This window comes from Actinomadura sp. GTD37 (assembly GCF_041951365.1).
GTDB lineage: Bacteria > Actinomycetota > Actinomycetes > Streptosporangiales > Streptosporangiaceae > Spirillospora.
In genome coordinates this window covers 25129-42228 of record NZ_JBGNUS010000007.1, presented here as the reverse complement: position 1 = coordinate 42228, position 17100 = coordinate 25129, and the positions used below count along the sequence as shown (strand labels likewise).

The window sequence follows — 17100 nt, the reverse complement described above, 5'->3', positions numbered from 1 at the left end:
GCAATACCCCACATTTTTAAATGCGGGGCGTCGCCCGGTTGGAGGCCACGTGCACACCGTTCACCGGCTCACCCTCGAAGACGCGCTCGTCATCCTCACCGCGGCCGAGGAGGAGGCGCGCCGGATCGGCGTCAAGCAGACGATCTGCATCGCCGACGACGGGGCCCATCCCATCGCCGTGCACCGGATGACGGGCGCCCGGCTCACCGGTGTGGACATCGCCATCGCCAAGGCTTTCACCGCCGCCGGCCACCAGCGCGACACCCACAAGTTCAACGAGCCGCCGAACGGGCCCGCCCTGCCCGGCAACGAGGCGTTCGGCATCGACCGGATGCACCCCGGCAAGTTCGCGATCTTCGTGGGCGGCTTCCCTATCGTCCACGAAGGCGAGGTCGTCGGCGCCGTCGGTGTCAGCGGGGGCAACGGCGAACAGGACAAGGCGGTAGGCGCCGCCGCGCTGCGCGCCTTCAGGCAGAAGGTCGCCACGGCCTGACAGCACCGCCCGAGGACGCGGTGTGGGTTTTCTCCCTGGCGACATGCGTGCGTTGTGGTCAGAACCGTCCCGGTGATCTGTTCCAATGAACTGTTGTGCCCTCTGGTTCCTACCGTCTCGTGCGCCGCGCCGGTCCCGCGCGGGCCGTTCCGCCCGTGCTCGACGAGCGGCAGCGGCGGGTCGTCGAGCACGCCGGCGGGCCGATGCTGGTGCTGGCGGGGCCGGGCACGGGGAAGACGACGACGATCGTCGAGGCGGTCGTCGACCGCATCGAGAACCGGGGCGTCGATCCGGAGCGCGTTCTCGTCCTGACGTTCAGCCGGAAGGCGGCCGGGGAGCTGCGGGAGCGCATCACCGGCCGCCTGCACCGGACGACGCGCACGCCCCTCGCGCTCACCTTCCACAGCTACGCCTACACGCTGCTCAGGCGCGACGCCGTGCTGAACGAGGAGCCGGCCCCGCGCCTGCTGTCCGGGCCCGAGCAGCTGCTGGAGGTGCGCCGGCTGCTGGAGGGCGAGCTGGCGGACGGGGCGCGCGACTGGCCCGAGCGGCTGAGGGCCGCCCTGGCGACGCGCGGGTTCGCGGAAGAACTGCGTGACTTCACCTTGCGCGCCGTTGAGCGTCAGTACGTCGCCGAAGACCTGATCGCGCTGGGACGCATGCGCGGGCGCGACGACTGGCCCGCCATCGGCGGGTTCATGGACCGTTACGTCGACCGCTTCCTGCTCGATCCCGTCCCCACCTACGACTACGGCGAACTCATCCACGTGGCGGCGGGCATGCTCGCGGAGGAGGAGGTGCGGATCAGGGAGCGCGACGCCTACGACGTCGTGTTCGTGGACGAGTACCAGGACACCGACCCCGCCCAAGAGGCCCTCCTGCACCTCCTCGCCGGGGAGGGACGCGACCTCGTCGTGGTGGGCGACCCCGACCAGTCCATCTACGGCTTCCGTGGCGCCGACGTCAGGGGCATCCAGGAGTTCCCCCGTCGCTTCCTCACACTGGACGGCGAGCCCGCGCCCGTGGTGGCGCTGCAGACGTGCCGCCGCATGGGGCCGGAGATCCTGGCGGCGTCGCGCCGCATCGCGCGCAGGCTGCCCGCGGGGTCGGCCGTGGCCGCCGAGCACCGCGCGCTGCATCCCGTGGAGGAACTGGACGACGGCGAAGTGCGGGCCGTCATCGCCGACTCCGAGAGCCAGGAATCGGCGCTCGTGGCCGACGAACTGCGTCGCGCCCATCTCCTGGACGGCGTGCCCTGGTCGCGTATGGCCGTCCTGGTGCGCAGCGCCGTACGGCAGGTTCCGGTGCTCCGCCGCGCGCTCGCCCAAGCCGGTGTGCCGGTGGTCGTCGCGGGCGACGAGGTGCCGCTGGTCGCGGAACCCGCCGTCCGGCCGTTCCTCGTCCTGCTGCGCGCCGCGCTGAAGAAGGGCTTCCTGGACGAGGTCGTCGCGGAGGACCTCCTGACCGGCCCGCTCGGCGGCGCCGACGCGCTGGCCATGCGGCGGCTCAAGCGGGCGCTGCGCGACCTGGAGGAGTTGTCGGGCGGGGACCGTCCGCTGGGGGATCTGCTGATCGCGGCGGTCAACGACCCCCGCGAGCTGATACTCGTCCACGAGAAGGTGCGGGCGCCCGCCGAACGGATCGCGCATCTGATCGACGTGGCGCGGCGGTCCGTCCATGACGGCGGGACGGCGGAGGACGTGCTGTGGGCCGTGTGGCAGGAGAGCGGCCAGGCGGACGTCCTGCTGGAGCAGAGCGTCAAGGGCGGGACGCGCGGCGCGGCGGCCGACCGTGACCTCGACGCCGTCGTGGCGCTGTTCGACCACGCGGCACGGTTCGTCGACCGGCTCCCCCAGGCGGGGCCGGAGCTGTTCGTCGACAACATCGCGTCGCAGGAGATCGCCGGTGACACGCTGGCCGAGCAGGCGCCGGAGGGCGAGGCGGTCCGCATCCTCACCGCGCACCGCTCCAAGGGGCTGGAGTGGGACGTCGTGGTGGTCGCCGGCGTCCAGGAGGGCGTCTGGCCCGACGTCCGCCTGCGCGGGTCGCTGCTGGGCGTCGAGGAGCTGGTCGAGCACGCGGCCGGCGCCGAGCCGGAGGGCGACGCCGCCGCGGGCGCCTCCATGGCCGCCAAGATGCTCGACGAAGAACGACGCCTCTTCTACGTCGCGGTCACGCGCGCGCGCAAGCGCCTGGTCGTGACGGCCGTCGGCGGCGACGACACCGAGGACCGCCCGTCGCGGTTCCTGAACGAGCTCCTTCCCGGCGCCATCGAGCAGTCGCAACTGGACGAGAAGACACGGTGGCTGTCGCTGTCGGCCCTGGTGGCCGACCTGCGCTCGGTCGTCGCGGACCCGTCCCGCCCGGAGCCGCTGAGGCGCGCCGCCGCCGGGCACCTGGCCCGCCTCGCGCGCGCGGGCGTGCGCGGCGCGAGACCGCAGAACTGGTACGCCATCACCGCGCTGTCCGACCCCGGGCCCGCGTTCGCCGACGACGAGCAGATCACCATCTCGCCGTCCCAGGTGGAGGCGTTCACCACCTGCGGGCTGCGCTGGCTGCTCGCCTCGGCGGTCGGCGCGCAGGAGGGCGGCCCCAACGAGTACAGCACGATGGGCAAGGTCATCCACGCCGTCGCCGAGATGGCGGGCGCCGACGACGGCATCGACGAGGTCCACGTCGCCGAACGGCTCGACGAGATCTGGAACGACCTGGAGTTCCGCAGCTCCTGGTACTCCGACAAGCAGCGCGAGCAGGCCGCCAGGATGGTCGACAAGTTCCTCGGCTGGCACCGCGACAACCCCAACGAGGTCGTCGCGCTGGAGGAGTCGTTCAAGGTCGACCTCGGCCGCGTCGTCATCAAGGGCCGCATCGACCGCGCCGAACGCGACGAGCAGGGCCGCGCCGTCATCATCGACATCAAGACGTCCTCCACCGCCGTCCCCAAGGACGACCTGGCGCGGCACCCGCAACTCGGCGTCTACCAGTACGCGGTGATGCTCGGCGCGTTCGAGCGGCACGGGCTGATCGAGCCGGGCGGCGCGAAGCTCATCCAGGTCGGCAAGGCCGCGTTCACCGCGAAGGCGCGCGAGCAGGAGCAGCCGCCGCCCGCCGAGGACGCCGACCCCGAATGGCCGAAGAAGCTCGTCGAGATCGTCGCGACGGGGATGGCGAGCGACGTCTTCCAGGCGCGGGCGAACGACAAGTGTCGCACCTGTCCCGTACGCTCCTGCTGCCCCGTCCATGACGAGGGCGGCCAGGTCGGGGACTGACACGCTGATCGATTGCTCGGGGGGAGTGGGGTGATCACGCCGGGAGAGCTGGCCCGGCTGCTGGAGATCCCGGAGCCGACGGAGGAGCAGGCCCGGGTGATCGAGGCGCCGATGGCGCCGATGGCGGTGATCGCGGGCGCCGGGTCCGGGAAGAGCGAGACGATGGCCGCGCGGGTGGTGTGGCTGGTCGCGAACGGCTTCGTCCGGCCGGAACGCGTCCTCGGGCTGACGTTCACCCGCAAGGCCGCCGCCGAGCTGGGTGCGCGCGTGCGCAAGCGGCTCGACAAGCTGCGGGAGGTCCTGCCGGGCGACGAGCTGGAGCGGCTCGGCGGCGAGGCCCTGTTCGACGGCGAGCCGATGGTGTCGACGTACCACTCGTACGCGGCGCGGCTCTTCGGCGACCACGCCTTGCGCGAGGCGCTCGAACCCACCATGCGGCTGATCTCGCCCGCCGTCGCCTGGCAGATCTGCTCGCGGGTCGTCGACGCCTACAACGGCCCCATGGACGGCATCGACTGGCAGCCCGACACCGTCACCAAGGCCGTCATGGAACTGGCCGGCGACCTGGCGGAGCACCTGCGGACCGCCGAGGACGTCCGCAAGGTCGGCGCCTGGCTGGACGAGCGGTTCGCTGCGGTGAAGAAGCCGCTGAAGGCGCAGCGCGACATCCTCGCCAAGCACGCCGTCCGCGAGCAGCTCATGCCGCTGATCGAGGCGTACGGGCGGGCCAAGGCCGACCGGGAGGTCATCGACCACGGCGACCAGATGGCGCTCGCCGCCCGGATCGCCGCCCGGCACCCCGAGGTCGGGCTGATCGAGCGGTCCCGGTTCTCCGTCGTCCTGCTGGACGAGTACCAGGACACCAGCCAGGCGCAGCTCGTCCTGCTGCGGTCGCTGTTCGCGGGCGGGCACCCGGTGACGGCGGTCGGCGACCCGTGCCAGTCGATCTACGGGTGGCGGGGCGCGAGCGCGGGGAACCTGCTGCGGTTCGCCTACGACTTCCCCTTGCGGCCGGGGGTGGACGGGGGGCGGCCGACGCCGGCCCCCGTCGTCCAGCTGAGCCGGTCGTTCCGCAACGGGGAGCAGATCCTGGAGGCGGCGGCCCGGGTGCAGGACGAGCTGCGCGCCGATACGAAGGCCGTGCCGCGCCTCATCCCCGGCGCGGGGCGCGAGGGGCGCGGACGCGTCGAATGCGCCCTCTTCCCCACCGTCGAGGACGAGGCCGACCGCATCGCCGGGCGCGTCGCGGGCCTCATGGCGGCCGACCCTGAGACGGCGCCCGACGGCGGCCCGCAGGCGGAGCCGCTCCGGTACTCCGACGTCGCCGTCCTCGCCCGGAAGCGGTCGCAGTTCCCGCTGATCAGGCGGGCCCTGGAGGCGCGCGGCATCCCGGTCGAGGTGGTCGGGCTCGGCGGGCTCCTCACCGTCCCCGAGGTGCAGGACGTCGTCGCGACGCTGCGGGTCATGCACGACCCGACGGCCGGCGCGTCCCTCGCCCGGCTGCTCACCGGCCCGCGCTGGCGCCTCGGGCCGCGCGACCTCGTCGCGCTCGGGCGGCGGGCCCGCGCCCTGGCGCAGGAGTCCGCCCGCGACATCACCCCGCCCGAACCGGCGCCCGAACCGGCGGCGCCCGAGGCCGCGGCGTCCGAACCGGCGGGGGAGGAGCCGCCGCCGGACGGGTCCGCGGCGGACGGCGATCCGCTCCGCCAGCTCGTCGGCGAGCTGAACCAGGAGACCGGGAGCCTCGTCGACGCGCTCGACGACCTCGGCCCGCCCGAGGCGTACTCGCCCGAGGGGTACGGGCGGCTGCGGCGCCTCCGCGACGAGCTGCGCGGCCTGCGGAGCCAGGTCGGGCTGCCGCTGCCCGACCTGGTCACCGAGGTCGAACGGGCGCTCGGCCTCGACATCGAGGTCGCCGCGCGCTCGGGGCTCGACCCGGTCACCGCCCGCGCCGACCTCGACGCCTTCATCGACGCCGCCGCCACCTTCGCGGGCGACGCCGAGGACCCGACGCTCGGCGCGCTCCTCGCCTACCTCAAGGCCGCCGAGTCCGAGGAGTTCGGGCTGGAGGCCGGGCGCGTCGGCGAGACCGACAGCGTCAAGCTCCTCACCGTCCACGCGTCCAAGGGCCTGGAGTGGCCCGTGGTCGTCGTGCCGGGCCTGTCGTACGTCCCGCAGAAGAACGGCGGGCCCGCCAAGGGGTCGATCTTCCCGTCGCCGCCGCAGAACGCCACCCGCTGGACGGCGAACCCGCGCGTCCTGCCGTTCATGCTGCGCGGCGACCGCGCCGACCTGCCCCCGCTGACCGGGCTGGACAAGGACGACCTCGCCGCCTTCGACCAGGCGTGCTCCGAGCGCGACCTGCGGGAGGAGCGGCGGCTCGCCTACGTCGCGGTCACCCGCGCGTCCAGCCTGCTCATCACGACCGGCTACTGGTGGGGGGCGTCGGGGCGCCCGCTCGGGCCGTCGCCGTTCCTGGAGGAGGTGCGCGCGGTGTGCGTCGCGGGCGCGGGGTCCGTCGCGGTGTGGACCGACCCGCCGGAGGAGGGCGCCGCCAACCCGCTGCTCGCCGACCCGGAGGAGGCGCAGTGGCCCGTCGCGCCCGGCGAGCGCGGCCATTCCGACCTCACCGCCCGCGAGCGGTACGCGGCGGTCGTCGAGGCGGCCCGCATGGTCGAGGACGAGATGGCCGGGCGGACGCGGCGGTGGGCGGGCGACTCCGGGCTGTCGGACGCCGACCGGGCCCGCATGACCGCGTGGGCGCGCGACGTCGAGCTGCTGCTCGCCGAGCGCGACCGGGGGCGCGGCGGGAACGGGCTGCTCGTCGAGCTGCCCGCGCACCTGTCGGTGTCGTCGCTGGTGTCGCTCGCGCGCGACCCGGCGGCGCTGGCCCGGCAGATCCGCCGGCCCATGCCGCGTCCGCCCGCCCCCTACGCGCGGCGCGGCACCGCGTTCCACGCCTGGCTGGAGAGCCGCTGGGGGCAGCAGCGCCTGCTGGATCCGGACGAGCTGCCCGGCGCCGCCGACGAGGGCGCCGCCGACGACTCGCAGCTGGAGCGGCTGCGGACCCGGTTCGAGGAGTCGGAGTGGGCGGAGCGCGAACCGCTCGACATCGAGGTGCCGTTCGAGACCGTCATCGGCGACCGGCTGGTCCGCGGCCGGATGGACGCCGTCTTCCGGTCGCCGGGCGGCGGCTACGAGGTCGTCGACTGGAAGACGGGCTCGCCCCCGTCCGGGGACGAGGCGCGCTTCGTCTCGGTGCAGCTCGCCGCGTACCGGCTGGCGTGGGCCGAGCTGACCGGGGTGGACGTCGCGCAGGTCAGCGCGGCGTTCCACTACGTCGGCGCCAACGTCACCGTCCGCCCGGCCGACCTGCTGGACGCGGCCGGGCTGGCCGCGCTGCTGGACGGCGTCCCCGCGGCGTGACCGGCGGACGGCTCCCGATGCGTCCTGCCGTGGTGTGATTTGTCCCGGGGTGGCGTGATGAGTCTCACTCCCCCTGTTCACCGTGCGTGCTTTCGGGGATGATCCGGGCAACCATCCGAGGGAGGCGACGTGACGGTTACCCACGATGAGAAGGTCGTACGGGAGTTCTCCAAGCAGGCGGCGGGGTTCGCCGACCCGAAGCTGAACGCCGCGTTCACCCGCCATCTGGACCGGCTCGTCCGCTTCATGGACCCGGAGCTCGACCTGGAGGACGTCGTGCTGGAGGTCGCGGCCGGCACCGGACTGGTGTCCCGCGCGATCGCGCACCGCGTCCGGCATGTCACCGCCCTGGACCTCACGCCCGCGATGCTCGCCGAGGGCAAGCGCGACGCCGACCACGCGGGGCTCACGAACATCACCTTCACGCGCGGCGACGCCACCGCGCTGCCGTACGTCGACCGGTCGTTCACGCTGGTCGCCACCCGGTTCTCGCTGCACCAGGTCGCCGACCCGGAGGCCGTGGTGAAGGAGATGGTCCGGGTCAGCCGCCCCGGCGCCGCGCTGATCATCGCCGACCTGGTCCGCCCGGACGGCGTGGAGGGCGACCCGGACCGCATCGAGCGCCTCCGCGACCCGTCGCACGCCGCCGCGCTCACCGAGTCGGGGATCGCGGACCTCGTCGCGGCGGCGGGGGCGGAGGTGAAGCGCGCCGAGCGGTTCGACTACGTCCGGCCGCTCGACCCCTGGCTGGCGTTCTCGCAGACGCCGGACGACGCCGCCGCGCAGATCCGCCGCGAGCTGGAGGACGAGCTGGCGGGCGGGCCGGCGACCGGCATGCGTCCGAGCATGGTGGACGGCGTCCTGCACTTCGCGCATTCGTACCTGTTCCAGCAGGCGATCGCCGGATAACGTTTTCGACCAAACGTTCGACGCGGATCGCTCATATGTTCTAGGTTATCGAACATGGGTTCCAACACCGTGCGGTCCCTCGATCGTGAGCCCGCGGCGCTGGCGATGCGCATCGGCGTCGTCGCGGCCGAGGCCGCCCTCGCCACCTTCGCCCGCAACCTCGACCTGGACGACCTGGCCGACGGCGTCGACTTCCAGGGCGCCATCGGCCCCGCCGAATGGCCGGTGTTCTCCCTGGTCATCGACACCCTCGCCGAGGCGGACCCGGGCGACAGGCGGCCCCTGGACGAGCGGCGCGCCGACGCGCTCAACGACCTGGCCCGCATCTGCATGGCGGCCAAGCGGCGAGGCGCCGCCTGACCCCGCGCGCCGCGACCGGCGCGACATGACCGGGCGCGTCCGGGACCGTGCGGCCTTGGCCCCGGACGCCGCCCTCAGCCCGGCAGCGACCTCGCCTTGACCTTGCCCGTGCTGGTGCGGGGGAGTTCCCGGACGAACCGGACGTCGCGCGGCACCTTGTACCTGGCCAGCCGCTTCTTCACATAGGTCTTGAGGTCGTCCTCGGTGATCGACGAGCCGGGCGTCCGCACGACGTGGGCGGCGAGCCGCCGGCCGAACGCGTCGTCGTCCACACCGGTCACCGAGACCTCGGCGACCTCCGGATGGCCGCCGAGCAGGTTCTCGACCTCGCCCGGGAACACGTTCTCCCCGCCGGACACGATCATGTCGTCGGCGCGGCCGTCGATGAACAGCCGCCCCGCCCCGTCGAGATGGCCGAGGTCGCCGGTGCCCGTGAGACCGTCCACGACCCGCCTGCCCCCGCCCCCGGTGTAGCCGGCGAACCGCAGGCCGCCGCCGGTGTAGACCTCGCCGGTCTCGCCGTCCGGGACCTCCCGCCCGTCCGCGTCGAGGATCCTGACGGTCAGCCGTAGCGACGGCCTCCCGACCGTGCCGGGCGCGGCGCGCAGGTCGTCCGGCGTGGCGATGGTGGCCCAGCCCGTCTCCGTCGCCCCGTACACGTTGACGAGGACGTCGCCGAACGCGTCCATGAACGCGTCCGACAGGTGGGGGTGGAGCGCCGAGCCGCCGGACACGACCACGCGCAGCGTCGGCGTCTCCGGCGCGTCCTCCACGTCCAGGACGCGCTGGAGCATCATCGGCACCGCGACGAGCGTGTCGGCCCGGTGGTCCGCGATGAGCCGGAGGGTCTCCCGCGCGTCGAACCGGCGCGACAGGACGAGCGGCATGCCCATCCCGAGGCCGACCGCCAGGTAGGCGAAGCCGAGGATGTGGAACAGCGGCGGCGCGATCACGATCGGCGCGCCGTGCCGGACGGGGACGCGCGCCAGGTGGGTGAGCGCGGCCGGCAGCAGCGCCGAGAGCGACATGTCGTGCCGGGCGCCCTTCGGCGTGCCGGTCGTGCCGGACGTCATCACGATCACGTTGCTCGTCCGGTCCGGCCTGATCGGTTGGGGTTCGGTCGCGCCGATGAGCGCGCCGATCGTGTCGGGTCCCGGCTCCGCCCAGGCGAGCAGGCGCCGTCCGGTGAAGCCGGACTCGTCCACCGCCGCGGCGAACTCCTCGTCGTGGACGAGCAACCCGACGCCTTCGCGCTCCGCGACCTCGCCGAGCTGCGCGGCCGAGAAGTCGGTGTTGAGCAGGACGACGTCGTTGCCCAGGCGGGACGCCGCGAGGACCGTCTGGACGAATCCCCGGTGGTTGCGGCACAGGATGCCGACGCGTCCGTCGCCGAGCCGTCCGCGGAGGGCGGTGGCCAGCGCGGCGGCGTGCCGTTCGAGTTCCGCGTAGGTGAGCGTCCCGCGCTCGTCGATCAGCGCGGTGCGCTTGGGGAACCGCAGCGCCGACATCGCGCCGATCGTGGCCGGGACGGGCCCGAACCGGAGATAGGGGAGCAGCAGCCGCGCCGCCCGGTCCGGGCGTATCGGCCGCATGACACCCGTGTTCCGAACGGCCCGCACCCCCGACAGCGCGGCACCGCGCACCCGCTCCAGCAACGCCCCTCCTCCGACGACTCAGATCCGCCGCAAACGGGCATACCCGCCTTTCCCCTAGATATTGACCGCTCTTGGTGTCGTGCGGCCGTCCCGGGCGTGTGCGGGTCATCGCCTGGGACTAGCGTCGAGGCATGCCGCCCTCAGCCGAGACCGTGACCGCCGACGATCTGCGAGAGGCCGTCCAGCTGGCGGTCTCCGCCCTGGCGAAGGCGCCGCCGGACGCCTGGGACGCCAAGGCCGGGTCCCTCGAATGGGACTGCTGGGAAACCGTCGAGCACCTGAGCGACGACCTCTTCGCCTACGCCGCGCAGCTCGCCCCGAAGACGCCGCCGATGGACGGCGACGTGCCGTTCGTATGGGAGAGCCGGCGTCCGTCCGGCCCGGCGAACGCGATCCACGCGAACCGTGATGCCGGGCCGGACGGGCTCCTGCGCGTGCTCGACGCGTGCGGCGGGCTCCTCGTCGCCATGGTGCGCACGGTCGCTCCGGACGTCCGCGCCCATCACGGCTTCGGCGCGGCGGACGCCGAGGGCTTCGCCGCCATGGGGATCGTCGAGACGCTCGTCCACACCCATGATCTGGCGGCCGGTCTCGGCCTCCCGTGGGATCCGCCGGCCGGCCTGTGCTCGCGGGCACTGGGGCGCTTGTTCCCGGACGCGCCGCGCGACACCGACCCCTGGCCGACGCTCCTCTGGGCGACCGGCCGCACGGAGCTTCCGGGCCGGCCCCGCCTCACCTCCTGGCGCTGGTACGGCGCCCCGCGGGCTCCGAGGTAGTCACTCGGGCGCCGGTGCGATCGGCCCGCCGACCCGGTAGTCGAGGAGGACGAGGCGGTCGTCGAGCACGGTGGTGCCGGTCAGGTCCAGTTCGAGGGCGGGCAGCTCGGCGAAGACCGGGGCCTCCCCCTCCTCGCCGTGGATCATCGGGAAGACCATGGTGCGGACCCGGTCGACGAGGCCGTGCCGGAACAGGCTGCGGACCAGGGAGGCGCTGCCGATGGTGCGCATGGGCAGGCCGTCCGCCATGGCCTTCAGCGCCGGGACGGCCGTCTCGACCGGCTCGTCGATGATCGTGGTGTTGGCCCAGGTCAGCGGCGGCTTGAGCGTCTTGGAGAACACGATCTTGGGAAGTTCGGCCATGCGGGGGAAGGACGGGTCGTCGCCGGTCGCGACGATCTCGGACATCTGCCGATACGTCGTCGCGCCCATGAGCATGACGTGCTCCTCGGCGGCCTGCGCGGCGATCCATCCGGACAGTCCGGGCCCGTCGTAGCCCCAGTACGCGGCCGGGCGGGGCCCGCCTCCACCGAACCCGTCGACGGTGCTGAACATGTCGACCCTCAGTTCACGCATGATTCTCCTCGCCGGCTCGTCGGAACTTGAGATGCCTCCTGTGCGGACCTCCGCGGCGGCGCGAACTCATCGGGCCGGCCGCCGCAGGTAGTGGAAGGTCGGTTTCGGGTGCATGAGGAAATCGTGGTGGGAGATGTTCCAGGCGTAGGCGCCCGCCATGGAGAACGCGATCACGTCGCCGGGGGACAGGGGCGGGACGAGGACGTCGCGTGCGAAGACGTCCTTCGGGGTGCACAACTGGCCCACCAGCGTGGCCGGGCTTTCCGGACCGGTCGCGGTGAGGACCTCGAAGGGCTGGTCGTGGCCTTTCGCGACCGGCGTCCGCAGGTGGTGGGTGCCGCCTCGGAGGATGGCGTAGGTCTCGCCTCGGGTGGTCTTCACGTCCAGGACGTCGGTGACGTACCAGCCGTGGTACGCGGTCATGGCCCGGCCGGGCTCGATGCGGACTCTGGCGGGGATCCGGCTCAGGCCCGTGCCGTAACTCCGCCAGTCGAAGCGCGTTTCCGGGGACGTGTAGTCGACGGCCATGCCGCCGCCGACGTTCAGTTCGGGGTCGTCCATTCCGTGTGCCTTCAACCAGGGCAGGGACCATTCCGCTATTCGGTGGGCCAGGTGGAGCATGGTGGGGGCGTCCAGGCCGGAGGCCAGGTGGGCGTGGACGCCGCGCAGGGTGAGGTGCGGGTTGTCCTCCAGGAGGCGGGCGCATTCGTTGAGGGCGTCCTCGTCCATGCCGAAGGGCCCGCTCATGGCGAGGGCGGCGTTCGGGGTGTCCAGCGGCAGATTCGCGCGAAGGAGGACGTCGGCCGGGCCCAGCGCGGCCAGGCGGCTCAATTCGGCAGGGCTCTCTACGTGGATTCGGCCGGCGGTCCTTCGGGCCAGGCGTAGTTCTTCCGGTGTCTTGCCGGGTCCTCCGAAAGCGAGGGGTTTGTCCGGCAGAGTTTCGCGGACGTGCCTCAGTTCCCCGCCAGAGGACACCTCGATTCCGTCCACGTGGGGTGCCAGGGTGCGGAGTATTTCTGCGTCCGGGTTGGCCTTGGCGGCGTAGAACAGTTCCGTGGTGCCCAGCGCCGCGCGGATGGCCTCGATGTGGTCGGCCAGACCCGGCAGGTCGTAGACGTAGGCCGGGTACGCGCCGAGGCTCAGGGCGAGTTCCTTCACAGCGGACGGGGTGCGGCGAGCGGATTCGGGGCCGGGACGTAGGTGGCGCCCCGGTCCGCCGCGCGGGACCAGCGGGTGCGCAGGTTCGCCTTGGCCGGAAGGGGAACTCCGGCGAGCAGGGCCCTCACCTGGGGATGGCGGTCGTGGGCGGCGAAATGCTTCCTGGTGTTCTGCCAGAGGGCTTGTTCCAGGTGCGGGTGCAGGTCCGCCACCGCGGCGGCGATCTCGGTGAGGTGGTTGACCAGGAGGCAGTAGACGACCCGGTTCCAGCCCCGGTCGGGCGCGTAGGTGAGGTTGTCGGCCACGCGGGACGGCAGGTGCGCCAGATCCCAGCGCCCGGCGGTCAGTTTGGTGCCTTCGAGGTCGCGGAACGCCGCGTGGACGGGCATGCCCGTCGAGTCGACGCAGACGAGGACGTTCTGCAGGTGGGGTTCGAGGACGACGCCGTGGTCCAGGTAGACGCTCAGTACGGGCGGGGCCACTTGGGCGACATAGGCGTCCCACCATGTTTCGGCGCTCTCCGGGGTTGAGAGGGCGGGCAGGTCCGCGAGGAACGTGTTGTACGGGTCTGTCAGGGCGCCCGCCAGCAGCGGTGTGCCGGGAAGGGATCCGACCCCTTGGCGCAGGATCACGCCAAGGCCCTCGTGGAGGCGGCGGTCGGGGAGCGTGACAGTGCGGTAGGCGGGCTCTGCGAGCAGGGTCGAGTTCAGCTTCTCGAAGACGGGCGGCAGCAACTCGTTGAGGGCGATCGCACCGGTCAGCTCGTACCAGGCGTTCTTGCGCACGCAGTTGGTGATGCGCACGTCCAGGCTGAACTTGCAGAACACGTCCGCGTCCGGGAGGTAGGCGGTCCGGACGGAGGAGGTGGGCACGGCCTCGGCGTCGGACGGGCCGAGGTCGAGCAGCAGCCCCCGCGCCAGGGCTTTCTGCAGGACGGGGTTGTCCGCCAGCAGGGAGAACTGCCATGGGTGGACGGGGAGCACCTTCCGGCCGGGCGGCACTGGGGGCGCGTGGGACGACAGGTCCGTGAACGCGTCCGGGTCCCCTTCCTCGGCGATGACGTCCTCTGGTACGGCCAGCCAGTGCGGACGGAAACGGGCCCTGGTCTCGGGCGCGTACCGGAGCCATTCGCCGGGCGCCCCCTGGCGGGACTTCGGAGAAGGGTGGAAACGATGGCCCGCCACGAGAGCCTGCTCTGAGGCGATGTACCGGTCGCCCGAGGGGGCGCCCCTGTCGGCGATGATGGCGGTCAGGGCCGTGTGGCTTGCGTCCACCTGGGTGAGGAACTCGGGATTGGGTCGGCCGGTCGCCAGCTCCAGTTCGCCCGCGACCAGGTTCGCGAGCCTCTCCCAGGAGGCGGGGATCCACTCGTCCTCGCGTCGCTCCTCGTACGGCGGCGCAAGGCGGAAGGTGGGGCCGACCGGGGGACGGGTCAGGCCCGTCCGCAGCACGACGCCCGCGCGGGGCAGGCGGGCGACGAGGTGCCCGCCGTCCGGCCACACCTGCTGCTCGGGCGCGCAGACCTCCCGGATCAGGCAGTTCAGCAGCGCGGTCGCGGTGGTGTCGCCCGCCGTGACGGCCGGTCCGGCGAGTTCGGTGAGTTCGGTCAGCAGCACGTCGCGTCCCGTAGGTAGTTGGGCCCTGGCGGGCCGTAGTGCTTGTTGATGTCGGCCGCCCCGGTCCTGGCCTTGTCGACGAGGGTTCCGGCGGTGACCATGGCCTTGCCCGGCAGCGAGCCGGCGTCGAGCGTGCGGGAGCGCAGGAACCCGTCCTCCGGGCCGAGCGCGCCGTCGAGCCGCTCGCGGATCGCCGCGACCCCGGCGCGCCAGGGGAGCAGGCCGCGCTCGGCCAGGCCGGCGGCGACCGCGGCGGCGCACAGGTGCAGCGTGATGGTGACGAACACGCGGGCGAGCGCGTCGGGGTCGCCGGTCGTCATCCGGCGGTCGACGAGGTCGCGCGGGTCCGTGCCGGGGGCGGGTGCGAGGCGCTCCCCGAGCCGGGACGGGTCGATGAGCGCGCCGTCGTTGTCCTTGATGAGGAGGCGGGGCGGGGACGCCCCGTCCAGGACGAGGGCGACGTTCTGCTGATGCGCCTCTAGCGCGATCCCGTATCGGAACAGGGTGACGTTCCATGCGAACAGCGCCGTCAGGTAGCCGTCGAAGACCTCTTCGACGTCCCAGCGCTCGATGACGCAGCCCTGGCCGGGGGCCTCCGCGAGTAACGCCGCCACGGGGACGATGTGCGCGCGCGCCGTCTCTGGTGGGAAGCGCCGTACCAGGTAGGCGAGGAGCGGGTCGTTGGCGTGGCCGTATGTCTGCTCGTCGGCGAGGAGGACGGGGAGCCCGGGTTCCCGCAGCAGCACCCGGCGCAGGATGCGTTCGACCAGTGCGCCGTCCAGGAGGGTGCCGGGCATGATGGTGCGCCGGTTGCGGAGGCCGAGGGTGCTGGTCGGCAGCGGCATCTTCAAGTGGACGAGCGGCGCGACGCCGCCCCCCAGGGCCACGGTCCGCATGGAGAGCGTCGGCGACGCCCGCAGGAACGGTTCTGGAGCCGGCGCCGCGCCGGGCTGGCCGCGCACCTGCCGCACCGCCAGCGGATGGACGGGGAACAGCGCGTCGGCCGTCCCCGGATCCATGCCCACATCGGACGGCGCGGGCCACCACTCCGGCAGCGACCCCGCGAGCACCGGGTCGCGGACCGAGGCCCACCGCAGGGGGAACGACGGTGTGAACTCGGGCGCGTAGCGGCTCAGATCGGCCATGGAGAGCCCGGCGCGGCCCCGCCCCGCCGGATGCACCGGATGGTCGTTGTAGGCCGCGAGCGTCTCGTAGAACGTCCCGGGGCCGGTGCGCAGCTCGTCCGGGACGCGCGCCAGCCGCCGGAGCACGGCCGGCCGCGCGTCGTCCTGGAGTCTCCCGGCCGCCAGCGCGTCCAGGCATTCGCGTTCGAAGGCCGCCGTGTCGTCGCGCGGGTCGGCCACCATGCGGACGGCTTGGAAGACGTCGCTCAACTTGAGGTCCTGCCCAGGGTCCACGACGAGTTCGGACAGGAACACCGGGCGCGCATGCAGCAGACGCACGGAACGGCCCGGCAGGTCTAACGCCCTGTCGCGGATGAAGCGCCGCAGGCCCCCGTAGTCCTCGCGTAGCAGCGCGTCCAGAACGCGGGCGGCGAGACGGTTCTCGCCGCTCACGTGATCGTCCAGTCATGGGCCGCGCGGAAGCGCGCCAGAGCGGCGTCGACCTCGTCCGGTCCGGGGCCGATCGCGCGCACCGTGCCCAGGTAGTCGCGGTTGGTGCGGGTGACCGCGACCGAGTCCCCCACCGCGCGCTGAGGACGGTAGGAGAGCCGCACTGGGCCGTCGTCCACCTGGAGTGGGCCGGGCGCCGCCGTGAGCGTGCCCGAGCGGTCGGCGATGACCGGCTCGGCGATGGCGTGCCGCGGACGCGGCACCGGCAGGCCGGGCAGCGGTTCGCCCAGATGCACCCGCCAGATCTGCTCGAAGAGCGGAACGCCCAGCAGGTCGGCCAGGAGGAAGTCGCAGTGGTCGCCGATCAACCGGTAGTTGACCTCGATGATGCGGGCGCGCCCCTCGTGGACGACGAACTCGGTGTGGCACGCACCGAACCCGACCCCCAGCGCCTCCAACTGCCGCAGAACCTGCGGCGTCTCCGGCGGCGGCTTCGTCCACTCAAGGCGCTCCTCCACGAAGAAGGGCGGCGGCGAGAGGGTCGTGCGGAACGAGCCCAGCACCCGTAGCCCCCGCCCGTCGCCGAGCGTCTCCAGCGTGTGGAGGCGCCCCGGCAAGTACTCCTCGGCCACGAGCGGATCGTCCCGCCTGGCGGCGATCTCGTCGACCCGGGCGGCGAGCTCCAGGGCGTCCTGGACGAGGAACACGTCCTCACTGGCGACGCCCTCGCGCGGCTTGAGGACGAGCGGGTACGGCGCGTCCGCCGGGACCAGCCGCGCGTCCGCGGAGAAGACCGGGTCGACGTCCGCGAGGTGGCGGCGCATGAGCGCCTTGTTCTTCGCGCGGGTCGCCGCCCGCCAGTCCTTGGCCGGAAGGCCGAAGTAGGCGGCGGCCAGCGCGGCGGGCGCCTGGAGAAAGTCGCTGTTGGAGAGGACGGCGGCGGGCCGCTCGCCGCCGGCGCGCGCGATGATGTCCCGGAAGTCGGAGACGTCGCACTCGACGACCCGCCCGCCGAACGCGCGCCCGCCCGTCCGGTGGACGGCGGGGCGGTCGGTGAGCAGCGTCACGTCGAGTCCGAGGCGCGCGGCGGCGGGCAGGAACCCGTGCGTCACCGAGTCGGTCGCCTTCCCGGCGACCAGGAGGACGGAGGCGGCCACGATCGGCCTTTCCAGGTCGGCTGGTGAGTGCGGCAAGCAGTGAGGTAAGCCTTGCCTAACTCTTAGTGATCACCATAGTGGCGAGCCCGCACCGCGCGCGCAACAACGGCGGCACCGCGTGTCCCGGCCCG

General features: G+C 73.0%; 12 protein-coding genes. 6 read left to right on the top strand and 6 right to left on the bottom strand.

Features of this window, described 5'->3' with window-relative positions; all coding sequences use genetic code 11:
- Positions 1 to 49: 49 nt before the first annotated feature.
- The 5 genes from ACA511_RS30545 (at position 50) to ACA511_RS30525 (ending at position 8457) form a co-directional block, all read left to right on the top strand.
- Positions 50 to 493: a heme-binding protein gene (locus ACA511_RS30545; RefSeq protein WP_375028124.1), complete on the top strand. Its 444-nt coding sequence runs from the start codon at positions 50 to 52 to the stop codon at positions 491 to 493.
- Between the two features lie 95 nt (positions 494 to 588).
- Complete coding sequence (locus ACA511_RS30540; RefSeq protein ID WP_375028123.1) at positions 589 to 3762, top strand: ATP-dependent helicase; 3174 nt, start codon at positions 589 to 591, stop codon at positions 3760 to 3762.
- Positions 3763 to 3792: 30 nt separating this feature from the next.
- Positions 3793 to 7188, top strand: coding sequence for an ATP-dependent helicase (locus ACA511_RS30535; protein WP_375028122.1), 3396 nt, complete (start codon positions 3793 to 3795; stop codon positions 7186 to 7188).
- Between the two features lie 129 nt (positions 7189 to 7317).
- Positions 7318 to 8097: a class I SAM-dependent methyltransferase gene (locus ACA511_RS30530; protein WP_375028121.1), complete on the top strand. Its 780-nt coding sequence runs from the start codon at positions 7318 to 7320 to the stop codon at positions 8095 to 8097.
- Positions 8098 to 8151: 54 nt separating this feature from the next.
- The gene (locus ACA511_RS30525) at positions 8152 to 8457 is read left to right on the top strand and encodes a hypothetical protein (RefSeq protein ID WP_375028120.1); all 306 of its coding nucleotides are present in this window, start codon (positions 8152 to 8154) and stop codon (positions 8455 to 8457) included.
- Between the two features lie 74 nt (positions 8458 to 8531).
- On the opposite strand, the gene ACA511_RS30520 is transcribed toward ACA511_RS30525, so the two are convergent.
- Positions 8532 to 10049 (bottom strand): AMP-binding protein, encoded by a 1518-nt coding sequence (locus ACA511_RS30520; RefSeq protein WP_375028119.1) that lies wholly within the window; start codon positions 10047 to 10049, stop codon positions 8532 to 8534.
- 194 nt (positions 10050 to 10243) lie between these two features.
- On the opposite strand from ACA511_RS30520, the gene ACA511_RS30515 reads away from it, so the two are divergent.
- Positions 10244 to 10888, top strand: coding sequence for a hypothetical protein (locus ACA511_RS30515; RefSeq protein ID WP_375028118.1), 645 nt, complete (start codon positions 10244 to 10246; stop codon positions 10886 to 10888).
- On the opposite strand, the gene ACA511_RS30510 is transcribed toward ACA511_RS30515, so the two are convergent.
- The 5 genes from ACA511_RS30510 to ACA511_RS30490 all read right to left on the bottom strand — a co-directional run bounded on the left by ACA511_RS30510 (position 10889) and on the right by ACA511_RS30490 (position 17005).
- Positions 10889 to 11464: a dihydrofolate reductase family protein gene (locus ACA511_RS30510; protein WP_375028117.1), complete on the bottom strand. Its 576-nt coding sequence runs from the start codon at positions 11462 to 11464 to the stop codon at positions 10889 to 10891.
- Between the two features lie 66 nt (positions 11465 to 11530).
- Positions 11531 to 12622: an alanine racemase gene (locus ACA511_RS30505; RefSeq protein WP_375028116.1), complete on the bottom strand. Its 1092-nt coding sequence runs from the start codon at positions 12620 to 12622 to the stop codon at positions 11531 to 11533.
- On the bottom strand, positions 12619 to 14238 hold the full coding sequence (locus ACA511_RS30500) for an IucA/IucC family protein (protein ID WP_375028115.1): 1620 nt from the start codon (positions 14236 to 14238) through the stop codon (positions 12619 to 12621). The genes ACA511_RS30505 and ACA511_RS30500 overlap by 4 nt, the downstream gene beginning before the upstream one ends.
- A complete protein-coding gene (locus ACA511_RS30495) occupies positions 14229 to 15815 on the bottom strand; it encodes an IucA/IucC family protein (protein ID WP_375028114.1) in 1587 nt (528 codons plus the stop codon). Before ACA511_RS30495 ends, ACA511_RS30500 begins: the two co-directional genes overlap by 10 nt.
- Positions 15812 to 17005: a siderophore biosynthesis protein gene (locus tag ACA511_RS30490; RefSeq protein ID WP_375028113.1), complete on the bottom strand. Its 1194-nt coding sequence runs from the start codon at positions 17003 to 17005 to the stop codon at positions 15812 to 15814. The genes ACA511_RS30495 and ACA511_RS30490 overlap by 4 nt, the downstream gene beginning before the upstream one ends.
- Positions 17006 to 17100 lie beyond the last annotated feature (95 nt).